We start from the raw sequence: 19737 nt of genomic DNA on the forward strand, positions 1-19737 counted from the left end.
AAATATAAAAGTAATATAAATAGTATATACATATTATATATTATTAAAATTCTATAAATTCTAATAAGTACTATACTTAATAAGTTAAATTAGTATTTTAATAAGATTATGAGTAATTTATACAATAAAAACATATAATATATTTATCTTTACAAAAGAACATATGTTCGATATAATTAATTTAAGAATTTCCAGAGGAGGGATATCCTTGAAGGTTATAGCTAAACCAATACAAATGATAGCATGGTTTAATGAAGATGGATCCATTAATCCCATTAGATTCAAAGTACTTGAAGAAGAAAGTAAAGTCATAAAGATAGAAAAGGTTTTAAAGAGAGAGAAAGAAAAACTATCAGGCAAGGTAATGGAAAAGTTTGTATGTAGTAGCTGTATAGATGGTATAGAAAAAATATTTGAAATTAAATATGATGCAACTAATTATAAGTGGATTTTATTTAAGTATTAGAAAGGTAGTGTGCTTTTGTGGAAGAAAGAATAGTTTTTCATATCGATGTTAATTCAGCTTATCTTTCTTGGACAGCAGTAAGGATGTTACAACTAGGGGAAACTACAAAAGATATTAGAGAAATTCCATCAATAGTAGGTGGAAATACTGATGAAAGGCATGGAATTGTATTAGCTAAGTCCATTCCTGCGAAAAAGTATAAGATAAAAACAGGTGAGCCAGTTGTAGATGCATTAAAGAAATGTCCTGATTTAAAAATATTTAAACCTAATTATAGATTATTTATGGATTGTAGTAATGCTATGTATAATTTGCTTTGTGAATATTCACCCAAGATTCAAAGGTATTCTGTAGATGAAGTATTTATGGATATGAGTCATTTTAAAGAAAATTATATTGAAAAAGCAATTGAAATACAAAGTAAAATAAGAAGTGAACTTGGTTTTAATGTTAATGTAGGAATAAGTACTAATAAATTACTTGCAAAAATGGCAAGTGACTTTGATCCTAAAAATGCTATTCATACATTATTTAAAGAAGAAATTAAAGATAAAATGTGGCCTCTACCTGTAGATGACTTATTCATGGTTGGAAGAGCTACAAAAAGCAAGTTGGATAAGTTAAATATAAATACTATAGGTGAACTTGCAAATTTTGATATAGGGATTCTGGAAAGCATTTTTAAAAGCCATGGTAAGGTTATTTATAACTATGCAAACGGAATAGAAGAATCGTCAGTTAGAAAATATAATTATATAAATGTCAAAGGAATAGGAAATTCTACTACTATAGCTTGGGACGTAACTTCAAAAGAAGAAGCCTTAAAAATAATTTTATCACTTACAGAATCAGTTTGTATAAGATTAAGAAACAATAAGAGTTTATGTAAGGTAATTTCAATATCTATAAAAGGATTTAATTTTGAAAGATATATACATCAAAGGACATTATCAAATTATACAGATTGTACAGAGGAAATATATAAAGAAATTGTAAAAGCATTTAATGAATCTTGGGGAGGAGAACCAATAAGACAGTTAGGCGTAAGAGTTACGAATCTTTGTAGTAATGAATTTTTCCAAAGTTCTCTATTTGATAATGAAAGATTAGAAAAACAACGCGCTTTAGATAAAACCATAGATTCTATTAGAGAAAGATATGGGAACTATTCAGTAATTAGATCAACATTCTTGCATTCTGGTATAAAAGCCATAAATGGTGGAAATGGAGAAGATGATTATCCTATGATGGGAAGTATATTGTAGCAATTGATAATATATAATTAGTGATTGATAGTGAATAATAAATATATAATTAATAAAACATGGAAGGAAAAATTTCTCGCAAATTAAACTTTCATTTTAAATAATTATATTATATAAAAATCTTAACAATATTTTTATTTGTTAAGATTTTTTATTTTTATAGTAACAAATTATTTTTTTAGTCATAACATATAGATATATATCTATGTGTTATTCTTTAGAGGCGGATATTAAAGTGAAATTTACAGTTTATGGAAGTTGATCTATATTTATAGATAGATTAATATCTATTTAAGGAGTGGGAGTATGAATGGAGATTATGAAGAAAATGCTAAAATATTTAAAGCGTTAGGAGATCCTAATAGGCTAAAAATATTAGATATTTTATCTTGTGGAGAAAAATGTGCTTGTGAGTTGTTAGAAAGTTTTAAGTTTACTCAACCTACATTATCACATCATATAAAGGTTTTAACTGAATGTGGATTAGTATTGTCTAGAAAAGAAGGAATATGGAATTATTATAAATTACATATAACCAATGCTAACAGATTAATATTAAATTTAATGCAGATTATCACTGATACTGAAGAATGCATTTGCAAAGAAAAAGAAACAAATTGTAAAAATAATAAGTAAAAGGAGACCCTGAAAAATGAAAAAGAAAGTAGCATTTATATGTGTTCATAACTCTTGTAGATCACAAATGGCGGAGGCGTTAGGAAAATTATATGGAAGTGAAGTTTTTGAAAGTTATTCAGCTGGAACTGAAACAAAACCCAAAATTAATCAAGATGCAGTAAGAATAATTAAGGATTTATATAATGTAGATATGAATGAAACTCAAAAGTCTAAACTACTTACTGATATACCAGATATAGATATTGTAATAAAAATGGGATGTAATGTTGTATGTCCTAATATATCAGCTAGTTATGTTGAGGATTGGGGATTAGATGATCCTACTGGTAAACCTGATGAAGAATTTATTAAAGTAGCAAAAACTATAGAATCAAAGATAAAGAATTTAACTAAGAAAATTGAAAATAATGAGATATAGAGTTAAATATGTGGGAAGAATAATATTGAATAAATTAATAATAGAAAGGAGGTTATATGTTTTATGAAATGGGAATATAAAGTTGTCGAAATGGGCTCATTGAAAGGGTTAGGAAATCAAGAAGAATTACAAAAAGAACTTAATAATTATGGAAATTTAGGTTGGGAGTTAGTAGGAGGGTTAACAAAACCTCATGAAGGAGTAGGTTGGATTCCAAAGCCTGATGATGGTTCAGTAATATTTAAAAGAGAAGTTGTTTAATTACATTAGCAATTGATCAATAAACTATAGTTATGTGATAAAGATGAATATGATTTTAAATATAGAAATAGACAGTATAGAATTAATTTTTAATCTTATAAAACACATAAATTAAATTTTATATACTAATCAATTTGATTATATAATATATAAAAATAGGGTGAAGTGTTATCTTTACTCTATTTTTATATTTATAATTAATAAAAGTTCTATATTAATTACTAGATAGTGTTTAGGATAGATACAATTACTTAAGTAATAATTGAACTTAATTCAATTATTGAGTTAAAAATACTTGGCTGTCTTTTAAATTTGAATAAACATATTTTTAGGATAAGGCATTTTTTTTATATAAATAAGTGTATAATAAATTCTATAAACATTATAAGGAGTTACTAGAAGGGATGAAGGTATTTGGATAAATCAAAATTTTACACTAATAGAATAAATATAATTATAATAGCAGTAATTTGTACATTTTTATGGGGAAGTGCTTTTCCTGCTATCAAAGTAGGATATGAAATTTTTAATATAGCAAGCAGTGATGTAGGTGCAAAATTTATATTTGCTGGATATAGATTTTTCTTGGCTGGAATTATTGTATTAATAATAAAGCTATTGATGAAGCAAAGTATCTTTGATTTAACTTTTAAGGATATGAAGGAAATTACAATATTAGGACTTGGACAAACAACTCTTCAATATATATTTTTCTATTTAGGAATGACATATACTACTGGTGTGAGAGGTTCAATTATAAATGGAACAGGTACATTTTTTAGTATAATATTAGCGCATTTTATTTATAAAAATGATAAGTTAAATTTCAATAAGGTTTTAGGCTGCATAGTAGGATTTGTTGGAGTTATAATTGTAAACCTTGGAGGATCTTCAGTTTTAGAAGGAGGTTTTTCTTTTAAAGGTGAAGGATTTATAATGCTTGCAGCTTTTATGCTTTCAATTTCATCAATATACAGTAAAAAGATAAGCCAAAATAAAGATGCCTATACTATAACTGGTTATCAATTAGCTATAGGAGGACTAGCTTTAATAATAATAGGGTATTTATTAGGAGGGCATCTTACAAACTTTAATGTTAAATCTACTTCCTTATTGTTATATATGGCATTACTATCCTCAGTAGCATTTGCATTATGGTCACAACTTTTAAAATACAATAAAGTTGGAGTGATTTCTGTTTTCAACTTTTTAATTCCAGTCTTTGGAACTACACTTTCAGCTATAGTCCTTAAAGAAAATATCTTTGATATAAAGATACTTATAGCTTTAATACTAGTTTGCGCTGGAATTTATTTAGTGTATAAAAGGAAGGAAAGTATAAATTAGATATGTAGTTTATAAATAAAATAACTGTAATAAAGTTTATAGCTTTGTTACAGTTATTTTTTGTATATTAATTGGCTTTGGTATTAAAAACAATTTATTTTTAGGATTGTAGCAATGATAGAAAAAGGAATAGATTAAGTATTAGTATGAAGTTCATTTCCATAGGATCATGTAAATATATAGATTTTCTAATGACTTCAAATTACAAAAATGATATAATTTTAACAAAATAAAAAGATTAGAATCCCTGTTGATAATTAAAAGTAATAAAGTGAGAAAAGTATATTATGAAATTTAATGATTATTTTAATGAAATACCTTACTTAGAAACAGACAAGCTGATTTTACGTGCATTTTGCCGTGCGGATATAGAAGAATATTTAAGTTTTATAAATCTCCTCCAGGTACAAAGGTTTTTAGGTGGGGGCCTAAGTATTTTTAATGAAGAACCACATATATCAAATTGGTTGAACAACATTAATGGACGTTTGCTCAAGTCAAAGAAAGCATTTACGTGGTGTATAGAGAGTAAAATAGATAATAAAGTTATAGGTCGCATTGATTTAGGTGGATTTTCAAAGAAATCAATAGCAGAGCTATCGTATTATTTTTCGCTAGAGTATTGGGGGAGAGGATTTGCAACGGAGGCAGTAAAAGAGGTAACTAGATTTGGATTTATTGATTTAAAATTGCATAGAATACAAGCTAAGGTTATGCCTACAAACACAGCATCATTAGTAGTATTAAAAAAGGTAGGATATCTTGAAGAAGGTCTTTTAAGAAAATGTTTATTCGGCAAAGAATTTCACGATACTATAGTAATGGCATTGGTTAATGAAGATAATATTAAGAAATAGTACAACAGAGATATCACCAAAGGAGAAGTGAAATTTAATACTGTCAATCTTTTCTGGAGTGAAGAAACTATAATAAAAAAGTTTGGAGAGAACTATGAGAAAAAGTAAAGAACTATTATTAATACGATATATATCATTTATTATTTTAATAGCTCAAATTTTTATTGAAGAAAAAAATACAAGTATTTATAGCATAATGTTTATTTTGTTATTTATAATAAACAATAATCTTAGGGTATTTTACTTTAGAAATGATAAATTAACTATTTTTTCAATGATGGTTGAAATAATAATATCACCAATAGCTTATTTAAACTTTGGTGGAAGCATTTTATTTTATTTAATAGGTATAACTATAGATGCTTTTACACTAAAATATGAAAAAATGAAATATATATTTTTATTTATAATATCTTTAATATCATTATCTAGTAAATTTAATAAAAATATAGAAAGTGGTTTTATCAATTTAGTTATTATGTTTATTTTTATAATTCTTTTAAATTATATATCTAGGCTGTATAATACAAAGAAAGAAGCTCAAAGGTTATACGATAAGCTTAGAATATCGGAAGAACAATTAATTGAAACCAAAAATCATCTTGAAGAATGTCTTACTTCAATAGAGGAATTAACAGTTATTAAGGAAAGAAATAGAATATCAAGAGAAATACATGATAGCGTTGGTCATTCTTTATCTACAGCTATGATTCAGCTATCTGCAATGGAAAGTATAGCAGATAAAGAAGGCAGTATGCTAAAAGATATGGCAGGTAACTTAAGAAATTTTATAAACGAGAGTTTTCAAGATGTTAAAAAGGCTGTAAGTGAACTTAAATCTGATGATTATGATAATTACAGAGGATTAATTAGAATTCAAGAGTTATGTAAGAATTTTGAAAAGATGTCAGGTGTAGAAGTAAATATTATTTTATCAAAAGGTGATTGGACTCTTTCTATTAAACAAAGTACTCACTTATATAGAATAACTCAAGAAGTTTTGTCAAATGCTTTAAGACATGGAAAAGCATCTAAAGTTAAAGTAATTATGAATTTTACAGAAAATGATTTTGTAATATCATTTAAAGATGATGGTATAGGAACTGATATTATAAAAGAAAGTGGTTTTGGACTTAAGAATATAAGAGAAAGAGCTGAAGAAATAGATGGAATAATTGACGTTAGCTCAGAAGTTGGAAAGGGATTTTTTATAAAGCTTGTAATCCCGAGAGATAAGGAGAATTAGGATGGGGAAAATTAAAATATTAATTGTGGATGATGAAAAACTAATTAGAGAAGGCTTAAAAATTATGCTTTCAACTTTTGATGATATAGAAGTTGTTGATACTGCTGAAAATGGATATAAAGCTTTAGAAGTATGTAAAAATAAAGATGTTGATGTAGTACTTATGGATATAAGAATGAAAGATTGTGACGGAGTAATGGGTACTAGGCTTATTAAGGAGCAATTTACTAAGATTAAAGTTATTATATTAACTACATTTAAAGATAAAGAATATATTCAAGATGCATTGAAATATGGAGCTTTTGGATATTTGTTAAAGGATAGTTCTCATCAAGTTATTTATGAAGGAATAAAAACAGCTTATATGGGAAATATGGTTGTTCATCCTGATGTTGCAAATGAAATACTTAGTAATAACAGTCATAACTTAAATAATAAAGAATTAAATAAATATAATTTTTCAGATAAGGAATTACAAATTATCAAATGTATAGCTGAAGGATTAACTAATAAAGAAATTTCAGAAAAGCTTTATTTATCAGAAGGAACTATAAAGAATAATATTACAAATGTTTTATCTAAGTTAAATCTTAGAGATAGAACACAAATTGCAATTTTTGCATTTAAAAATGGAATAGTGACTTAAGTCATTCATCTAGTGACTTGGAGTGATAGCAAGCCCCTTAGCTTTGTCTTATTATATAAGTAAGATAAAGCTAGGGGGTATTTTTAATGAGTATCATAGAAGTAAAAAATGTCACAAAAAGATTCAATGACAAGTTAGTTTTAGATAATGTAAGCTATGAAGTTAATAAGGGAGAAATATTTGGATTTATAGGACCTAATGGAGCAGGAAAATCTACTTTAATAAATATAATGACTAGTCTTTTAACCCCAGATAGTGGAACAGTTAAAATTTGTGGTTATGATATTTTAAAAGAGCCAATAAAAGCTAAAGAATGTATAGGATATGTACCACAAGATATTTCTTTAATAGAAGAGTTAAATGCTTATGACAATTTAGAGTTTTTCGGTGCTTTATATGGATTAAAAGGAAAAGAACTTAAAGAAAGAATAAATGAAGCTTTAGAAGTTACAGGCCTTCAAGATAAGAAAAAAGAAAAAGTTAAGAAGTTTTCAGGTGGAATGAAGAGAAGGCTTAATATTGCAGCAGCTATTATGCATCATCCAAAAGTATTAATAATGGATGAGCCTACTGTTGGAGTTGATCCTCAATCAAGAAATCATATATTCACTTTTACAAAAAATATTTGTAAGGAATGGGGTACAACAGTTATATATACTTCTCATTACATGGAAGAAGTTGAAGAACTATGCAAGCGAGTATTCATTATAGATTTAGGCAAAGAAGTATCTTATGGAACAAAAGAAGAAATAAAATCTTCGGTATTTCCTAATAATAAGGTGATAATAGAAGCTAGTGATATTACAGCGGAAGTTCTTTTAAATATAGAAAAATTAACAGGAGTAATAAAAGTTAAGGAACAAGATGATATTATTTCATTAACTATAGACTCAAATTTTAAACTTCATAATGTACTAAGTATAATAGAACAATATGGAGTTAATGTTAAAAAAATAAGTTATGAAGATGCAAGACTTGAAGATGTTTTCTTAGCTTTAACAGGAAAAATGTTAAGAGATTAGAGGTGAGTTAAATGAAATTGATATATTATACAAAGACAACCTTAAAAGGAATGGTTTCTAATGGAGCTGTAACACTTTTATATTATATACTATTTCCAGTTTTGTTAGCAGCTTTCATGGGCTTTTTCCAAAAAACACTTATGGATAGTCCATTAAAATTAACAACTTTAAAAGTTCAAATAAATGATATGGATAATAGCACTATGTCTAAAAATTTAGTATCATTTTTAGAAAGTAATGATATGAAAGAGCTTGTTGAATTAACTGATAAAAAAGCAAATGTAGAAATTTCAATCCCAAAAGGATATGAAAATAATGTTGTATCTTTAAAAAGAGGCGAGATAAATATAAATAAGCTAGAAGAAGGATATAGTAATTCCACAAACACCTTAAAAACTATTTTAGATAAATATCATGAAAGTCTTTATGTTAATTTATCTGGAGGATCTACTGAAGACTTAGCAAAAGTTTCTGGAGAAACTGTTATTGAAAAAATAGATATAGATTCTAAAAAAACGTCTAGTAGTTATGAAAAAATGGCTGCATCAATGATAGCATTTGTAATAAGTATGTTGATTTTTACTCTTATACAATCCAATTATGCAGAGGTAAGTGTAAATCTTGATAAAAGAGTTGCATCAACACCTGTAACTAGAAAGCAATACTTTTACTATGATTCCTTTGCATTATTTGTATATTCAACTGTTATTATTTCAGGATATGTATTTTTCTTTAGAATTTCAGGAATAAGCTTTACTGGAGGCATTTTTCCTTTATTAATATTAATTTTGACTTCATCTATGCTAGTAGTATCATTAAGTAAGTTTGTTTATACTTTTTTTGGAGCGAAGTACGGTAAGGTTGTGGGAGCATTAATATTTACACTTCCTATAATAGGAATGGAAATGTTCACTGGAGAAGGAAATGCATTAAAAGTTTTATCACCAACACATTATATTTCAAAGTTATTTACTTTATATAATTTAAATGGAAGCTTTAGTGCTAATAATAAGGATTTAATATTAATTCTTTCAATTTCAATAATACTATTTATAATTGCAATATTAAAAATAAGTTTATCTAAGGAGGAAAGAAGATGCGCTTAATAAGATTAACCATAATTAATTTAAGAAGAAGTTTAAAAAATCCAGCAATTTTAATGATGACATTTTTCCTTCCAATGGTAGTTTTATTTGGAGTAGTTGGACCTAGTTCAAAAGAATCATCCTTAGGTAAGATAGGAATATTAGATAAATCTTCTGGTAAATATTCAAAGGATTTAATAAGCGATTTATCAGAAAAGTACTCTATAGAAGAGCTAAAGGGTGAAGCAGAAGATAGCTATAATGATTTAAGAGATAAAAAGCTTGGAGCTATATATGTAATAGACGAGAATTTCGAAAAAGAAATAGATAGTGGTGAAATTCCTAAGGTAAAAAGTTATACTAATGAAGCTGGGATGGGATCTGTTGTTGCAGAAAATATTATAGCTAATTACATTAATAATTTGCTTAAAGAAGGAATAAATGATGGCCTTAGTACTAATACAGTAAAAGCTGTAATAACAGACAAATTTGAAGTAAATAAAGCTGATTATGTTCTTACCGTCCTAATGATATGCTATTTTATGATGATAGGTGGATCTATATTAACTGATGATATAATTAAACTTAAAGCTCAAAAAGTTTTAAGAAGAACAATATCAACTGGAAATTCAGATAAAGTTATTTTAGGTTCTCTATATTTATCAGCATTTATACTTCAAAGTGTAATAAGCTCAATAACATTAATTTTAGCAATTAATATATTTAAAATAGAAAATTATAATTTAGGTGAAGGAATACTAGTTATTATTCTAAGTAGCTTAGTTACAACCTCATTAATTATAGCTGCCACAAGATGGCTTAAAAATCAAACAATATCAAGCTTAGCTATTGTAGTTTTTGGCTTACTGTCATTTGGTGTTGCAATGCTAGGAAGCGGACTTCAAGAATTTGATAATGTACCTCAAATAATAAACAGTTTAAGTATAATCTCACCATTTTCATGGATGGTACAAATTATAAATGAAGGCAAAATAGTAGTGCCGATTATAGTAATAATACTAATGTCAGCAGTATTATTTACGGCAGGAAGCTTTAGACTTAGAGATTATGCGAAGGAGTAAATAGACATCAGGTAAATTATTTGCTAAAATATAGTGAATAAAAGCTGATGGAGGAAAATCAAATGATTTCTAAAAAACAACTTAAAGATGAAATAATAACTTATGACATAATAACTTACAAAGATGAAGATGGAAAGCAAGTGGAATATGTTGAAGTTACTCTTACTGATAGAATTATTGATGTATATATGGACATTAGAGAAGTTAATATAGGGCTTATTGCAAATAAAATAATTGAAGATAATTTATACAAATAAAGGTGGTGAAATTTAATATTTCACCACTTTTAAGTTAATACATTTTATCAATCAGAAGAATATAACCTAGATAATATGCTAATAGGGATAAGCCATATAGTATTTTTATATAATCATTAATATTATTTTCAAAATCACTTATGAATTTATTTCTTTTTTACATATATAGACAATAATACTATAGAATATTTGTTTAGTATCATATTATACGTAAATATTATTTTAACAACTTATAGTTTTTAGAACAACTTAAAAAAGATATTTTGAACCATAAGAGTAATTTTAGTATATGTCATGATGAAGTTATTAAAGTAAATATAAAGGTTAGTTGCTAATATTTGAAGAATTTTTACTTATAGTATATTATTGTAAATAGAATTATAAAAGATGGGGGACTTTTTATGTGTAATATGAAAAGAAAAGATTATATTGATGAGCTAAAGAAAAGCATTGAAGAGAAAATGGAAAAGCTTTTTGAAAAAGCACATAAATACACTGAGAACTTAAGTCATGAGGATATAGTAAGGTTACATGAAAATCATGTTAAAGATGTATTCTATGCTTATATTAATAATATTCCTTCTCTACAAAAGATAGTAGTTGAAATAGGAGAGGAAAAATTATTAGAAGATATTAAATCTAAGTTTATGGCGAATTTTCATTTTCATGAAAAGATGTTAAAGTGCGAAGAATTTAGAGATGATAGAAAAACTAGATATACAGAGGAAGAAATTTTAGAAAATAATAAGAAAATATCAAAATATATTCATGAAATAGTAACATCAATTATTCAAGAATGTAGAGATTTGAATACTGAAGAAATAAAAGAAATACATATATTTATATTTAAACTTATATTCCAATCTGATATAGAACATATACCTTGTTTTAAAAGTGCATCTGAAACTATGAATATAGATGTTATAAATAGAATTCACGATAAAAAGATAACAGAAACTATAAGCAAGTATATAGGAATGAGTCAAAAAAATTAGAAATTATAAATTATAACATCAAGATATAAGGAGGGGAAGAGTTATGGCAAATAATACAAAACAGAGAAAAATAATTTTAGATTTAGCAACTACTTTAGATGGTTTTATTGAAGGGAAAAATGGAGAAGTTGATTGGTGTATTATGGACACTGATATGGGATTCACTAATTTCTTAAATGAAATTGACACTATTTTATATGGTAGAAAAAGTTACGATTTATGGGGACAATACATTCCTAAGGACGAAGATTCTGATAATGAAAAAGAAATTTGGGCATTGATTCATAGTAAAGAGAAGTATGTGTTTTCTAGAACAAAAATAGGTACTGGTAATCAAGCAACATTTATAAAGGAAAATATTCTTGAAGAAGTAAAAAAACTGAAGAATAAGCCAGGTAAAGATATTTGGTTATATGGAGGGGCTAGTCTTATTACAACTTTTATAAATTTGGGGCTTATTGATGAATTTAGATTATCTGTTCACCCTGTTATTTTAGGAGAAGGAAAAGCGTTGTTTACTGATATAAAACAAAGATTGAATTTAAAAATGGTTAATGCCAGAGCGTTTTCTTCTGGTGTTGTACAACTAATCTATCATTGGAATGGCAATTAATTTTTAACGAAGGAAAAAGCAAATGTCTTAATGTTAGATAGAATTTATATTAAAGGTGATAATTTAAATAATAAAAAATTATAAAAGAAAATTATTAAGTAAAATAAAGCAAATATTTTTATTACGAATATAAAGGTGAATATAAATGTAAGTATAAATGGATATGTTCTATAAGCTATTTATATTCGCCACTTATATTTATCATTTTAAACTAACAAATGAAGTTTTATTTTCATTAATAATATAAATTAACTTTTTATTTTTTTATATAATTTAGGATATAAGTCTAAATTTAAGCTATCTAAAATGAGTAAATTTTATAAAATAGGTCTTTCTATGTTATTTTTTATTGAAAGAAATATATAGTTATAAATTAACTAGTATTAAATAAAAATTAGCTAGTGCACTTATTATACCAAATCCACAAAGAAATCCAGTAATAACTCGTCTTGTATTATTTGAAGGATATATTTTTTTATGTTGAATAAACCAATCTATAAACATAATTATTGCAAAAATTAAACTTAAACTAATGGAGATTTTAAGATTAAAAAATAAAGCTAGTATACCTAAAAGATATCCTATTAACAAACCTGTACATCTTGCACATATAGGAAACTGATAATTATAAAAGAAAAAGCTTCTTTCAGATTTTTGATGACAAGTTTTAGAAAAAAGCTTCATAAAAAATAACCAAATTTTATCCTTTTTATTCATCTATAAATCTCTTTCCACAATCATTACAAATGCAAGTTGCTTTTTCTTTTTCACCGTCAGCACAACATAGTCCACATAATAATCCAATAGGGCCAAGACATATAGTTCCTATAACTCCACTTGTTATATCAAAGTTCTCATTTTTCTTTTCGATTATGATTTTTATATTTTTACTTTTACAAAAGGGGCACTCAACATTTTCTTTTGAATTATTGGCATCCATTTTTAAATCCTCCAAAAAAATTACTCAATTATACTTTTACTTATATATCAAATTATACCATTATATAGGTATTTTGTATAATTATTCATTGGCCATGAGATAAAATAATAGAAGTATTAAATAAAGATACTATTTTATAAATATCAATTATACTAATTAGTATTATCTGAATTTATTATTATTCTAACTTAGGCTATTAGAATTAATAAAAATATATTTTAGAAAAATTTAAGAAATATATATAAAGTTCGTAAGAGTTCTATGTTATCATATAATTAGTAAAAATTAACAGATAATTTGTGAGGAAATATATATGAGTTACTTATTTAAATATTACAGTAAGCAATATGATAAGTTTATGAAAATATTTAATTTAGACAAGAATAAAGAAATTATAAAAGTGATTAAAGAGCTTAACAACTTAGAGATTTTAGATATTGGTGGGGGAACTGGAACTCTTGCAGATGCACTAATAAATTTAGGTGCAAATGTAACTATTCTTGACCCAGAAGTTAAAATGACCAATATAGCAAAAGAAAAAAACAATAAAATCAAGATAATTAATGGATATGCAACTAATATAGATTTAAATGATAATTTATTTGATTTAATTATAATGAGAGATTCATTTCATCACATACAAGATAAAGAAAAAACTTTAAAAGAATGTAAAAGATTACTTAACAATAATGGAAAAATTTTAATTTATGAATTTGATAGAACTCATATAATAACTAAGCTTATATATTTTTTTGAAAGAATTTGTTTTGAAAAGGTTAAAATGCTATCTAAAAATGAAATTAAGAAATTAGCTTCACAGTATTTTGATAATGGAGAAATAATTAAAATATCAAGTTATGAATATATATATTTAGGAGAAAATTCAAATTAAAGGAGTTATTAATGAGCATTTTAAAAGGGTTATTTAAAATTATAAAATTATTCCTATCTAAAAAGTACACAAATTTAAATGATATAGCAAATTCTTATACAAGAGTAAGTAAAAGTTATAATGATTTATTCTTAAAAGAAATGCAGAAGTACAACAAAGAAATGTTAGATAAACTAATTATAAGATATATTGATAATAAAGTTAATTCATCTCCTAAAGTTCTAGATATTGCTTGCGGGACAGGCTTTAACAGTAAGTATATAAATTCTAAAATAAATAACTCAAGTTTTACTTTAGTAGATATATCAGAAGGAATGTTAAATGAAGCTAAAAAAAATATAAGTTTTAATGCTGAATTTATAAAGAATGATATGGTATCTTACTTAAAAAGCTTAAAAACTGATAGTTTTGATATTGTAGTATGTTCATGGGCAATAAAATATCAAAATCCTCATGAAATTATTAAAGAAGTTTCTAGAGTCTTAAAAAAAGGTGGATATTTTGCAGTAATAGTTAATTTAAAAGATACATTGCCAGAAGTTAGAAAGATTTATCCAAAACTTATTTTAAAAAATTATAGTAAGGTAAATAAAATAATGAAAGAGCTTCCTAATCCAATTCATCATAAGACCTTTACAAGATGGTTTGAAAAAGAAAGTTTTTCAAAAATAGAAGTAAAAGATGGCTCTCATGTATTTACTTTTGATGATACACAATCTTTAGTTTCTTTTGTAACATCTACAGGTGCTTTAGCAGGGTTTGATGCCATGATAGATATGACAGATGAAGATGTCAAAAATTCAATGATTAAGTTATTTGATGAAAAAGGAATTAAAACAATTACTCATAAATATGTTTGGGGGATTTTTAAAAATGATAAGTAATACAATGCCAATTATAAAAGCAATGTTAAATAAAGATGTAAGAAATAACTTCTTTTATATACATAGTAGATTTAAGAAAAGTAAAGATTATAAACCTATAAATGTTATAAAATGTGGGATGAATGTCATAAAAAATGATAGATTAGCAGTTCATAATGGTAACTTTATAGTTAATTCATTTTTGCCACCTTTAAATAGCATAGCTTATAAAAGTATCGTAGATGCAGTTCCTGGAGAAAATGCTGAATTCTTTTACAATCATACTACTGGCAAAAGACTAGCTCCAATTTCTACATATATAGCTATCACAGGAAGATGTATGTATAACTGTTGGCATTGCAGTGCTAAAAGGTTTATTAAAAATAAGGACGATAAATCAAAAGAAATAACAACGGATGAAATAAAAAAAATAATAAAATCACTTCAAGATTTAGGAGTTGGAATAATTGGATTTACAGGTGGAGAGCCTCTTCTTAGAAGTGATTTAGAAGAAATAATAAGTAGTATAGATAATAGAAGTATTTCATATTTATTTACGAATGGGTATTCACTAAGCCTTGATAAAGCAAAAAAATTAAAAAGAGCTGGCCTTTTTGGAGTAGTAATAAGTATAGATAGCTTATATAAGGAAAATCATGATAAAAAGAGAGGATATAATGGGGCCTATGAAAACTCGATTTTAGCAATAAGAAATTGCAAAGAAGCAGGCCTTTATACTATGGCTCAAACTGTATGTACAAAAGAAATGCTTAAAAGTGGAGAAATATATAAGATAGGCAAATTCCTAAAAACTTTAGGTGTAGATGAAGTTAGAATACTGGAACCTATCCCATGTGGATCACTTTTAGTAAAGTCAAATGAAATATTCTCAAAAGAAGATAAAGAGGAGCTTATAAATCTCCATATAAAATTTAACAGAGATAAAGCATATCCTAAAACATCAGTATTTCCATATGTTGAATCAAAAGACCAATTTGGATGTGGAGCAGGGGTACAACACTCATATATAGACAATGAAGGAAACTTTTTGCCTTGTGATTTTGTTCCTGAATCCTTTGGAAATGTATTAAATGAAGAAATAAAAGATGTATGGGATAAGATGCATAGTAAATTAGGTAAAGCTAAGACATATTGTTATGCAAAAAAATGCGATAAATGCAGCGAAAATGAGCTACCTAAATACTATAAATTACTTAGTGGGAGATAATTATGAATTGATAACTACACTTAATGATATGTATTAACTTTCCGTTTTTATATAATATCCCCAACTTAATACATATCATTAATGAGGTTAATTCCACAATTAATAATTTTTTAGTGGAGAAAACATAATCTGGCTACGATAAATAGACTGTGGAATAAGCATATCTATTTATCGTAGCCTTTATATTATCAACTAGTTTCCTACACCAAAATCTGTATTGTTATACAGCACTTCGATATTATCGTAGTCATTTAAATATTTATATTCTTCAATGAACCATTTTACTAATTCTTCGTCTCTTTTTATATCTGTTGTATTATTAACAAAAACATTTAATGTTGCATATTTAAAGTTTTTAAGGACTATATCTATATCTTTATTTATCATTTCTTTAGTTTGGCCTTTTACTCCGATTAGTAAGCAAACTGATTCAAAGTGTGCTTTTACGTCATCTGGAGTTTTGAAGTTTGCATTTTTGTTTAATACTAAATTTCTAAAGTTATTATCAAAGGTTTCCACGCCTATTTTAAATATAATTGGAATACCAAAGAAGTCTCTCATTTCTTGTAATCTATTTTTATAGCACCAATGACTTTCTAGAAATAACTTTTCTATGTTTTTTTCTTGTATTATTTTCTTTATATCATTTAGTGTTTCTTTGGGGATTTCAAAGCAGCTACCTGAATTTATAACTTCTAATACTTTGAATTCTCCAGTGATATTTTTTAATACTTCTTTATTTAGCTTTACTATTTCTTCTTCATTTAAGCTATTATCATCTATATAATCACAAAAACTACATTTACCCCAAATACAAGGGAATGATTTTAATAATACAATTTCTCGAATATTTTTGTTAGTTATTTTATTATATCTATCCATTTACACACCTATTATTTATAATTTCTTTCATATTATTTGGCAGGGATTTAATTAGCATTAATACAATAAATATAGTGGAAGCTTTATCTAGTAAATCAAATAATATTTGAGTTGAGAAAACACTAGCTACTATATTTACACCAACATTTTTCAAATACATAACTACAAATGAGGTTCCAGATGATGTTATTCCACTAAAAACATATGCAGAAATAAGTGATGCAACTAGTGAACCTGCAATAGTTGAAATTAAAATCCCTAAAACTATGAATTTGCCCTTAAATAATCCTTTTTTATAGCATAAACCAGCAACTAATCCTATTACTATTTGAACTGGGAAAAAGTACAATGAATATGGATCAAAAGTAAAGCCATTTATTAATGATGTAGCCAAACCAGTTATTGCACCACTTATTGGACCAAATAAAAAAGCAATTAAGAAAGTTCCAATTGTATCTATAAATATTGGAAGCTTAAGAGCAATAGCAATGAATCCTCCAAGAATGTTTATAACAATTGCTACAGACATAAGTGTTATTTTAAAAATATTATTTTTTTTCATATATCCTCCAGTGCTTTAACCTATGTAATATCTTTTGTTATTAAGAATTAACTCTATATCTTTTTTATTGTTTGGGAACAATCTATATAAGAACATCTCCATGAATTTTTTAGAATTAACTTTAGTTAAAACTAATCCATTGTGATCTTTTTTATAAAATTCGCCTACATCAACTAAGGTTTGTCCCATAGCTACTCCATCTGTAACAATGTCTAAGTAAGAAGTAAATCCTTCACAAATACTTCTATCTATAAAATATGCTACAGCTAAAGGATCATTAATAACACATCCAAGAGTTCTTTCTTGATTCCAATGGAAATCAACATAAAATCTTGTTATATCTACAATAAATTTTCCTATTACATCATCAAATTGATTAATAACTTCTATAAGGTTAGGAGTTAAAACTATTTCACGAGTAACGTCTAAACCTACCATTGAAAAAGGAACTTTGCTATTATCAAATATCTTTTTTACACTATGAGGATCAACCCAATAGTTAAATTCTGCAACTTGAGAGCAATTACCATGAGATTTAAATGTACCACCCATAGATACTATTTCATTAATCATATTAAATGCAGCTTCATCTTTTTCTAAAGCTCTAGATAAGTTAGTTAAAGGTCCTAAGGCAATGATGCTAACATCACCTTGTTTAGCACTATCTAATATAAAATCAACACCATTATGATTAATTTCAATATTAGCTTCTGCATAGTTAGTTTCACCTAATCCATCTTCCCCGTGAGTATCTTGTGCAGTAACTAAATCTCTAACTAAAGGAGTACTTTCCCCAACATAAACTTTAATATCTTCTCTTTTTAGAAGCTTTAAAACCTTTAAAGCATTTTTAGCACCTTGATTAGCACAAACATTTCCAGATACAATAGTAATTCCTATAACATCTAGTTCAGGTGAATTCAAAGCTAGAAGTAGAGCAAGAGAATCATCAATACCTGGATCACAATCAATTATTACTTTTCTTTTCATTTTCATTTCTCCTTTATTGAATAATATGCAAAATTTATATTCAGAAAAATAAAAAGGAACGAACTATAAAGTTCATTCCATCACAAATAAAAAAGTGGACATAAATAAGTTTACTTATTTCATCCTTCATTCAAGTAAACACAAACTTACATATGTCCACTTAAAAATAGAAAGACGTAATTTATAAAAAGATATTAACAGAGTAAACCTATAAAACACTAGAATATAAAAAGAGCTATTAATTACTAATAGCCCTTTACAAAAATCTAGCTTATTATTTTATTGAAATTTAAACAACAAAATTAATCTAATTTAAAATACATTAAATTAGGGTCCTAGTTTTTTATAGAGGGATGGTTACGAACCTCTCTCAGAATTATTCTGAGTATATAAATTTTATGGTAATAGTGTATAACAAAAGATTAGATTTTTCAATTACTAATTACTAAAAAATATCTTTTTAAATTTTGTGAAAATTTTGCTTACATCCATCATTTTTTTTGTGATAAAATAATATTAGTGGCTCTAGTGTGTTTTATTTAATAAAAGGAATAGCAACTAATAAATTCAGGAGTTTTGTAAATGTGCATAAGTAAACGTTTACTAAACTTCTTTTTAACAGGAGGTATTTAAATGTTTAAGAAAGGTGATTTAATTCTATATTCAGTTCATGGTATTTGTAAGGTAGATGATATATGTGAAAAGACAATTTCTCATGTAAAAAAGCAATATTATATCTTACATCCTATGAATGATAAGAATTTGAGTATAAGTACTCCAGTGGATAATGATAAGGTGGCAATGTTAGATCTTCTTACAAAGGAAGAAGCAGAAGAACTTCTAGAATCATTTAAAAAGCCAGGTATAGATTGGATAGAAGTAGATAGAGAAAGAGGAGAAGTATATAGCGAGATTATAAAAAGTGGAAATCGAAAAAAAATCGTAGGGATAGCTACCACTTTAATGAGAACTAAAAGTAATTTAGAAAAGAACGGAAAGAAATTTCATGAAAAGGATAAAAAGATTTTAGCAGATATTCAAAGTATTCTTTTTTCAGAACTAGCATTTTCTCTAGATACTACCCCTGAAGAAATAGCTAAAATAGTAAATAGCTATTTAAAGGAAACAAATTATTTAAATTAGAGGTGAAAAATTTTTGAACATTAATGATGAAAAACTTT

Annotated in this window: 24 protein-coding genes and 1 riboswitch; of the genes, 19 read left to right on the forward strand and 5 right to left on the reverse strand. The window is 26.1% G+C overall.

From position 1 onward, the window contains the following. Positions 1-208: 208 nt before the first annotated feature. The 15 genes from NSA50_RS02660 (at position 209) to NSA50_RS02730 (ending at position 12199) form a co-directional block, all read left to right on the forward strand. On the forward strand, positions 209-466 hold the full coding sequence (locus NSA50_RS02660; RefSeq protein ID WP_257442743.1) for an alpha-crystallin domain-containing protein: 258 nt from the start codon (positions 209-211) through the stop codon (positions 464-466). A gap of 17 nt (positions 467-483) precedes the next feature. Further along, a complete protein-coding gene (locus tag NSA50_RS02665) occupies positions 484-1731 on the forward strand; it encodes a Y-family DNA polymerase (RefSeq protein WP_257442745.1) in 1248 nt (415 codons plus the stop codon). 306 nt (positions 1732-2037) lie between these two features. Beyond that, positions 2038-2367, forward strand: coding sequence for an ArsR/SmtB family transcription factor (locus tag NSA50_RS02670; RefSeq protein ID WP_257442747.1), 330 nt, complete (start codon positions 2038-2040; stop codon positions 2365-2367). Between the two features lie 16 nt (positions 2368-2383). Further along, positions 2384-2788, forward strand: a complete 405-nt coding sequence (locus NSA50_RS02675; protein WP_257442749.1) for an arsenate reductase ArsC — start codon at positions 2384-2386, stop codon at positions 2786-2788. Positions 2789-2851: 63 nt separating this feature from the next. Next, positions 2852-3049, forward strand: coding sequence for a DUF4177 domain-containing protein (locus NSA50_RS02680; protein ID WP_195430296.1), 198 nt, complete (start codon positions 2852-2854; stop codon positions 3047-3049). A 414-nt stretch (positions 3050-3463) separates the two neighbouring features. Beyond that, positions 3464-4396: a DMT family transporter gene (locus tag NSA50_RS02685; RefSeq protein ID WP_257442753.1), complete on the forward strand. Its 933-nt coding sequence runs from the start codon at positions 3464-3466 to the stop codon at positions 4394-4396. 287 nt (positions 4397-4683) lie between these two features. Beyond that, entirely contained in the window at positions 4684-5253 is a 570-nt protein-coding gene (locus NSA50_RS02690; RefSeq protein ID WP_257442755.1) for a GNAT family N-acetyltransferase, read from the forward strand. A gap of 94 nt (positions 5254-5347) precedes the next feature. Next, the gene (locus tag NSA50_RS02695; protein ID WP_257442757.1) at positions 5348-6499 is read left to right on the forward strand and encodes a sensor histidine kinase; all 1152 of its coding nucleotides are present in this window, start codon (positions 5348-5350) and stop codon (positions 6497-6499) included. Position 6500: 1 nt separating this feature from the next. Then, a complete protein-coding gene (locus NSA50_RS02700; RefSeq protein WP_195265669.1) occupies positions 6501-7145 on the forward strand; it encodes a response regulator transcription factor in 645 nt (214 codons plus the stop codon). 86 nt (positions 7146-7231) lie between these two features. Further along, positions 7232-8167 (forward strand): ABC transporter ATP-binding protein, encoded by a 936-nt coding sequence (locus tag NSA50_RS02705; RefSeq protein ID WP_195265668.1) that lies wholly within the window; start codon positions 7232-7234, stop codon positions 8165-8167. 11 nt (positions 8168-8178) lie between these two features. Beyond that, positions 8179-9273, forward strand: coding sequence for an ABC transporter permease (locus NSA50_RS02710; RefSeq protein ID WP_257442759.1), 1095 nt, complete (start codon positions 8179-8181; stop codon positions 9271-9273). Next, positions 9264-10334, forward strand: coding sequence for an ABC transporter permease (locus tag NSA50_RS02715; protein WP_195430285.1), 1071 nt, complete (start codon positions 9264-9266; stop codon positions 10332-10334). Before NSA50_RS02710 ends, NSA50_RS02715 begins: the two co-directional genes overlap by 10 nt. Before the next feature lie 62 nt (positions 10335-10396). Continuing rightward, on the forward strand, positions 10397-10591 hold the full coding sequence (locus NSA50_RS02720; RefSeq protein ID WP_097033432.1) for a hypothetical protein: 195 nt from the start codon (positions 10397-10399) through the stop codon (positions 10589-10591). Between the two features lie 401 nt (positions 10592-10992). Further along, entirely contained in the window at positions 10993-11586 is a 594-nt protein-coding gene (locus tag NSA50_RS02725; RefSeq protein ID WP_257442763.1) for a hypothetical protein, read from the forward strand. Between the two features lie 43 nt (positions 11587-11629). Continuing rightward, positions 11630-12199, forward strand: coding sequence for a dihydrofolate reductase family protein (locus tag NSA50_RS02730; RefSeq protein WP_195430279.1), 570 nt, complete (start codon positions 11630-11632; stop codon positions 12197-12199). A 366-nt stretch (positions 12200-12565) separates the two neighbouring features. On the opposite strand, the gene NSA50_RS02735 is transcribed toward NSA50_RS02730, so the two are convergent. Both NSA50_RS02735 and NSA50_RS02740 read right to left on the reverse strand, forming a co-directional pair. Then, complete coding sequence (locus tag NSA50_RS02735) at positions 12566-12916, reverse strand: DUF2085 domain-containing protein (RefSeq protein ID WP_195430276.1); 351 nt, start codon at positions 12914-12916, stop codon at positions 12566-12568. Beyond that, positions 12909-13139: a hypothetical protein gene (locus tag NSA50_RS02740; RefSeq protein ID WP_257442766.1), complete on the reverse strand. Its 231-nt coding sequence runs from the start codon at positions 13137-13139 to the stop codon at positions 12909-12911. Before NSA50_RS02740 ends, NSA50_RS02735 begins: the two co-directional genes overlap by 8 nt. 313 nt (positions 13140-13452) lie before the next feature. On the opposite strand from NSA50_RS02740, the gene NSA50_RS02745 reads away from it, so the two are divergent. The 3 genes from NSA50_RS02745 to NSA50_RS02755 are packed head-to-tail and all read left to right on the forward strand — an operon-like array spanning position 13453 to position 16122. After that, positions 13453-14031, forward strand: a complete 579-nt coding sequence (locus NSA50_RS02745; protein ID WP_257442768.1) for a class I SAM-dependent methyltransferase — start codon at positions 13453-13455, stop codon at positions 14029-14031. Positions 14032-14042: 11 nt separating this feature from the next. Continuing rightward, positions 14043-14915, forward strand: coding sequence for a class I SAM-dependent methyltransferase (locus tag NSA50_RS02750; protein WP_257442770.1), 873 nt, complete (start codon positions 14043-14045; stop codon positions 14913-14915). Beyond that, positions 14905-16122: a radical SAM/SPASM domain-containing protein gene (locus tag NSA50_RS02755; protein ID WP_257442773.1), complete on the forward strand. Its 1218-nt coding sequence runs from the start codon at positions 14905-14907 to the stop codon at positions 16120-16122. Before NSA50_RS02750 ends, NSA50_RS02755 begins: the two co-directional genes overlap by 11 nt. Positions 16123-16314: 192 nt before the next feature. On the opposite strand, the gene NSA50_RS02760 is transcribed toward NSA50_RS02755, so the two are convergent. Genes NSA50_RS02760 through NSA50_RS02770 form a run of 3 tightly spaced genes read right to left on the reverse strand, consistent with a single transcriptional unit; the run spans position 16315 to position 18556 of the window. Further along, positions 16315-17004 carry a radical SAM protein gene (locus NSA50_RS02760; protein ID WP_257442776.1) on the reverse strand — a complete coding sequence of 230 codons (690 nt, stop codon included), beginning with the start codon at positions 17002-17004 and terminating at the stop codon, positions 16315-16317. Continuing rightward, the gene (locus tag NSA50_RS02765) at positions 16997-17566 is read right to left on the reverse strand and encodes an ECF transporter S component (protein WP_195266441.1); all 570 of its coding nucleotides are present in this window, start codon (positions 17564-17566) and stop codon (positions 16997-16999) included. Before NSA50_RS02765 ends, NSA50_RS02760 begins: the two co-directional genes overlap by 8 nt. Positions 17567-17581: 15 nt before the next feature. Next, on the reverse strand, positions 17582-18556 hold the full coding sequence (locus NSA50_RS02770) for a nucleoside hydrolase (protein ID WP_257442778.1): 975 nt from the start codon (positions 18554-18556) through the stop codon (positions 17582-17584). 329 nt (positions 18557-18885) lie between these two features. Further along, a riboswitch (PreQ1 riboswitch) is annotated at positions 18886-18930 on the reverse strand. A 259-nt stretch (positions 18931-19189) separates the two neighbouring features. On the opposite strand from NSA50_RS02770, the gene NSA50_RS02775 reads away from it, so the two are divergent. Next, entirely contained in the window at positions 19190-19699 is a 510-nt protein-coding gene (locus NSA50_RS02775; protein WP_195430257.1) for a CarD family transcriptional regulator, read from the forward strand. Positions 19700-19737: the final 38 nt, after the last annotated feature.

Source organism: Clostridium mucosae (genome assembly GCF_024622765.1).
GTDB lineage: Bacteria > Bacillota > Clostridia > Clostridiales > Clostridiaceae > Clostridium.

Coding starts and splice junctions, on each gene's coding strand:
- NSA50_RS02735 (WP_195430276.1), bottom strand. CDS start 12,916: ATGAATAAAAAGGATAAAATTTGGTTATTTTTTATGAAGCTTTTTTCT.
- NSA50_RS02710 (WP_257442759.1), top strand. CDS start 8,179: ATGAAATTGATATATTATACAAAGACAACCTTAAAAGGAATGGTTTCT.
- NSA50_RS02760 (WP_257442776.1), bottom strand. CDS start 17,004: ATGGATAGATATAATAAAATAACTAACAAAAATATTCGAGAAATTGTA.
- NSA50_RS02775 (WP_195430257.1), top strand. CDS start 19,190: ATGTTTAAGAAAGGTGATTTAATTCTATATTCAGTTCATGGTATTTGT.
- NSA50_RS02725 (WP_257442763.1), top strand. CDS start 10,993: ATGTGTAATATGAAAAGAAAAGATTATATTGATGAGCTAAAGAAAAGC.
- NSA50_RS02675 (WP_257442749.1), top strand. CDS start 2,384: ATGAAAAAGAAAGTAGCATTTATATGTGTTCATAACTCTTGTAGATCA.
- NSA50_RS02745 (WP_257442768.1), top strand. CDS start 13,453: ATGAGTTACTTATTTAAATATTACAGTAAGCAATATGATAAGTTTATG.
- NSA50_RS02700 (WP_195265669.1), top strand. CDS start 6,501: ATGGGGAAAATTAAAATATTAATTGTGGATGATGAAAAACTAATTAGA.
- NSA50_RS02740 (WP_257442766.1), bottom strand. CDS start 13,139: ATGGATGCCAATAATTCAAAAGAAAATGTTGAGTGCCCCTTTTGTAAA.
- NSA50_RS02695 (WP_257442757.1), top strand. CDS start 5,348: ATGAGAAAAAGTAAAGAACTATTATTAATACGATATATATCATTTATT.
- NSA50_RS02690 (WP_257442755.1), top strand. CDS start 4,684: ATGAAATTTAATGATTATTTTAATGAAATACCTTACTTAGAAACAGAC.
- NSA50_RS02720 (WP_097033432.1), top strand. CDS start 10,397: ATGATTTCTAAAAAACAACTTAAAGATGAAATAATAACTTATGACATA.
- NSA50_RS02715 (WP_195430285.1), top strand. CDS start 9,264: ATGCGCTTAATAAGATTAACCATAATTAATTTAAGAAGAAGTTTAAAA.
- NSA50_RS02755 (WP_257442773.1), top strand. CDS start 14,905: ATGATAAGTAATACAATGCCAATTATAAAAGCAATGTTAAATAAAGAT.
- NSA50_RS02770 (WP_257442778.1), bottom strand. CDS start 18,556: ATGAAAAGAAAAGTAATAATTGATTGTGATCCAGGTATTGATGATTCT.
- NSA50_RS02705 (WP_195265668.1), top strand. CDS start 7,232: ATGAGTATCATAGAAGTAAAAAATGTCACAAAAAGATTCAATGACAAG.
- NSA50_RS02670 (WP_257442747.1), top strand. CDS start 2,038: ATGAATGGAGATTATGAAGAAAATGCTAAAATATTTAAAGCGTTAGGA.
- NSA50_RS02750 (WP_257442770.1), top strand. CDS start 14,043: ATGAGCATTTTAAAAGGGTTATTTAAAATTATAAAATTATTCCTATCT.
- NSA50_RS02730 (WP_195430279.1), top strand. CDS start 11,630: ATGGCAAATAATACAAAACAGAGAAAAATAATTTTAGATTTAGCAACT.
- NSA50_RS02765 (WP_195266441.1), bottom strand. CDS start 17,566: ATGAAAAAAAATAATATTTTTAAAATAACACTTATGTCTGTAGCAATT.
- NSA50_RS02680 (WP_195430296.1), top strand. CDS start 2,852: ATGAAATGGGAATATAAAGTTGTCGAAATGGGCTCATTGAAAGGGTTA.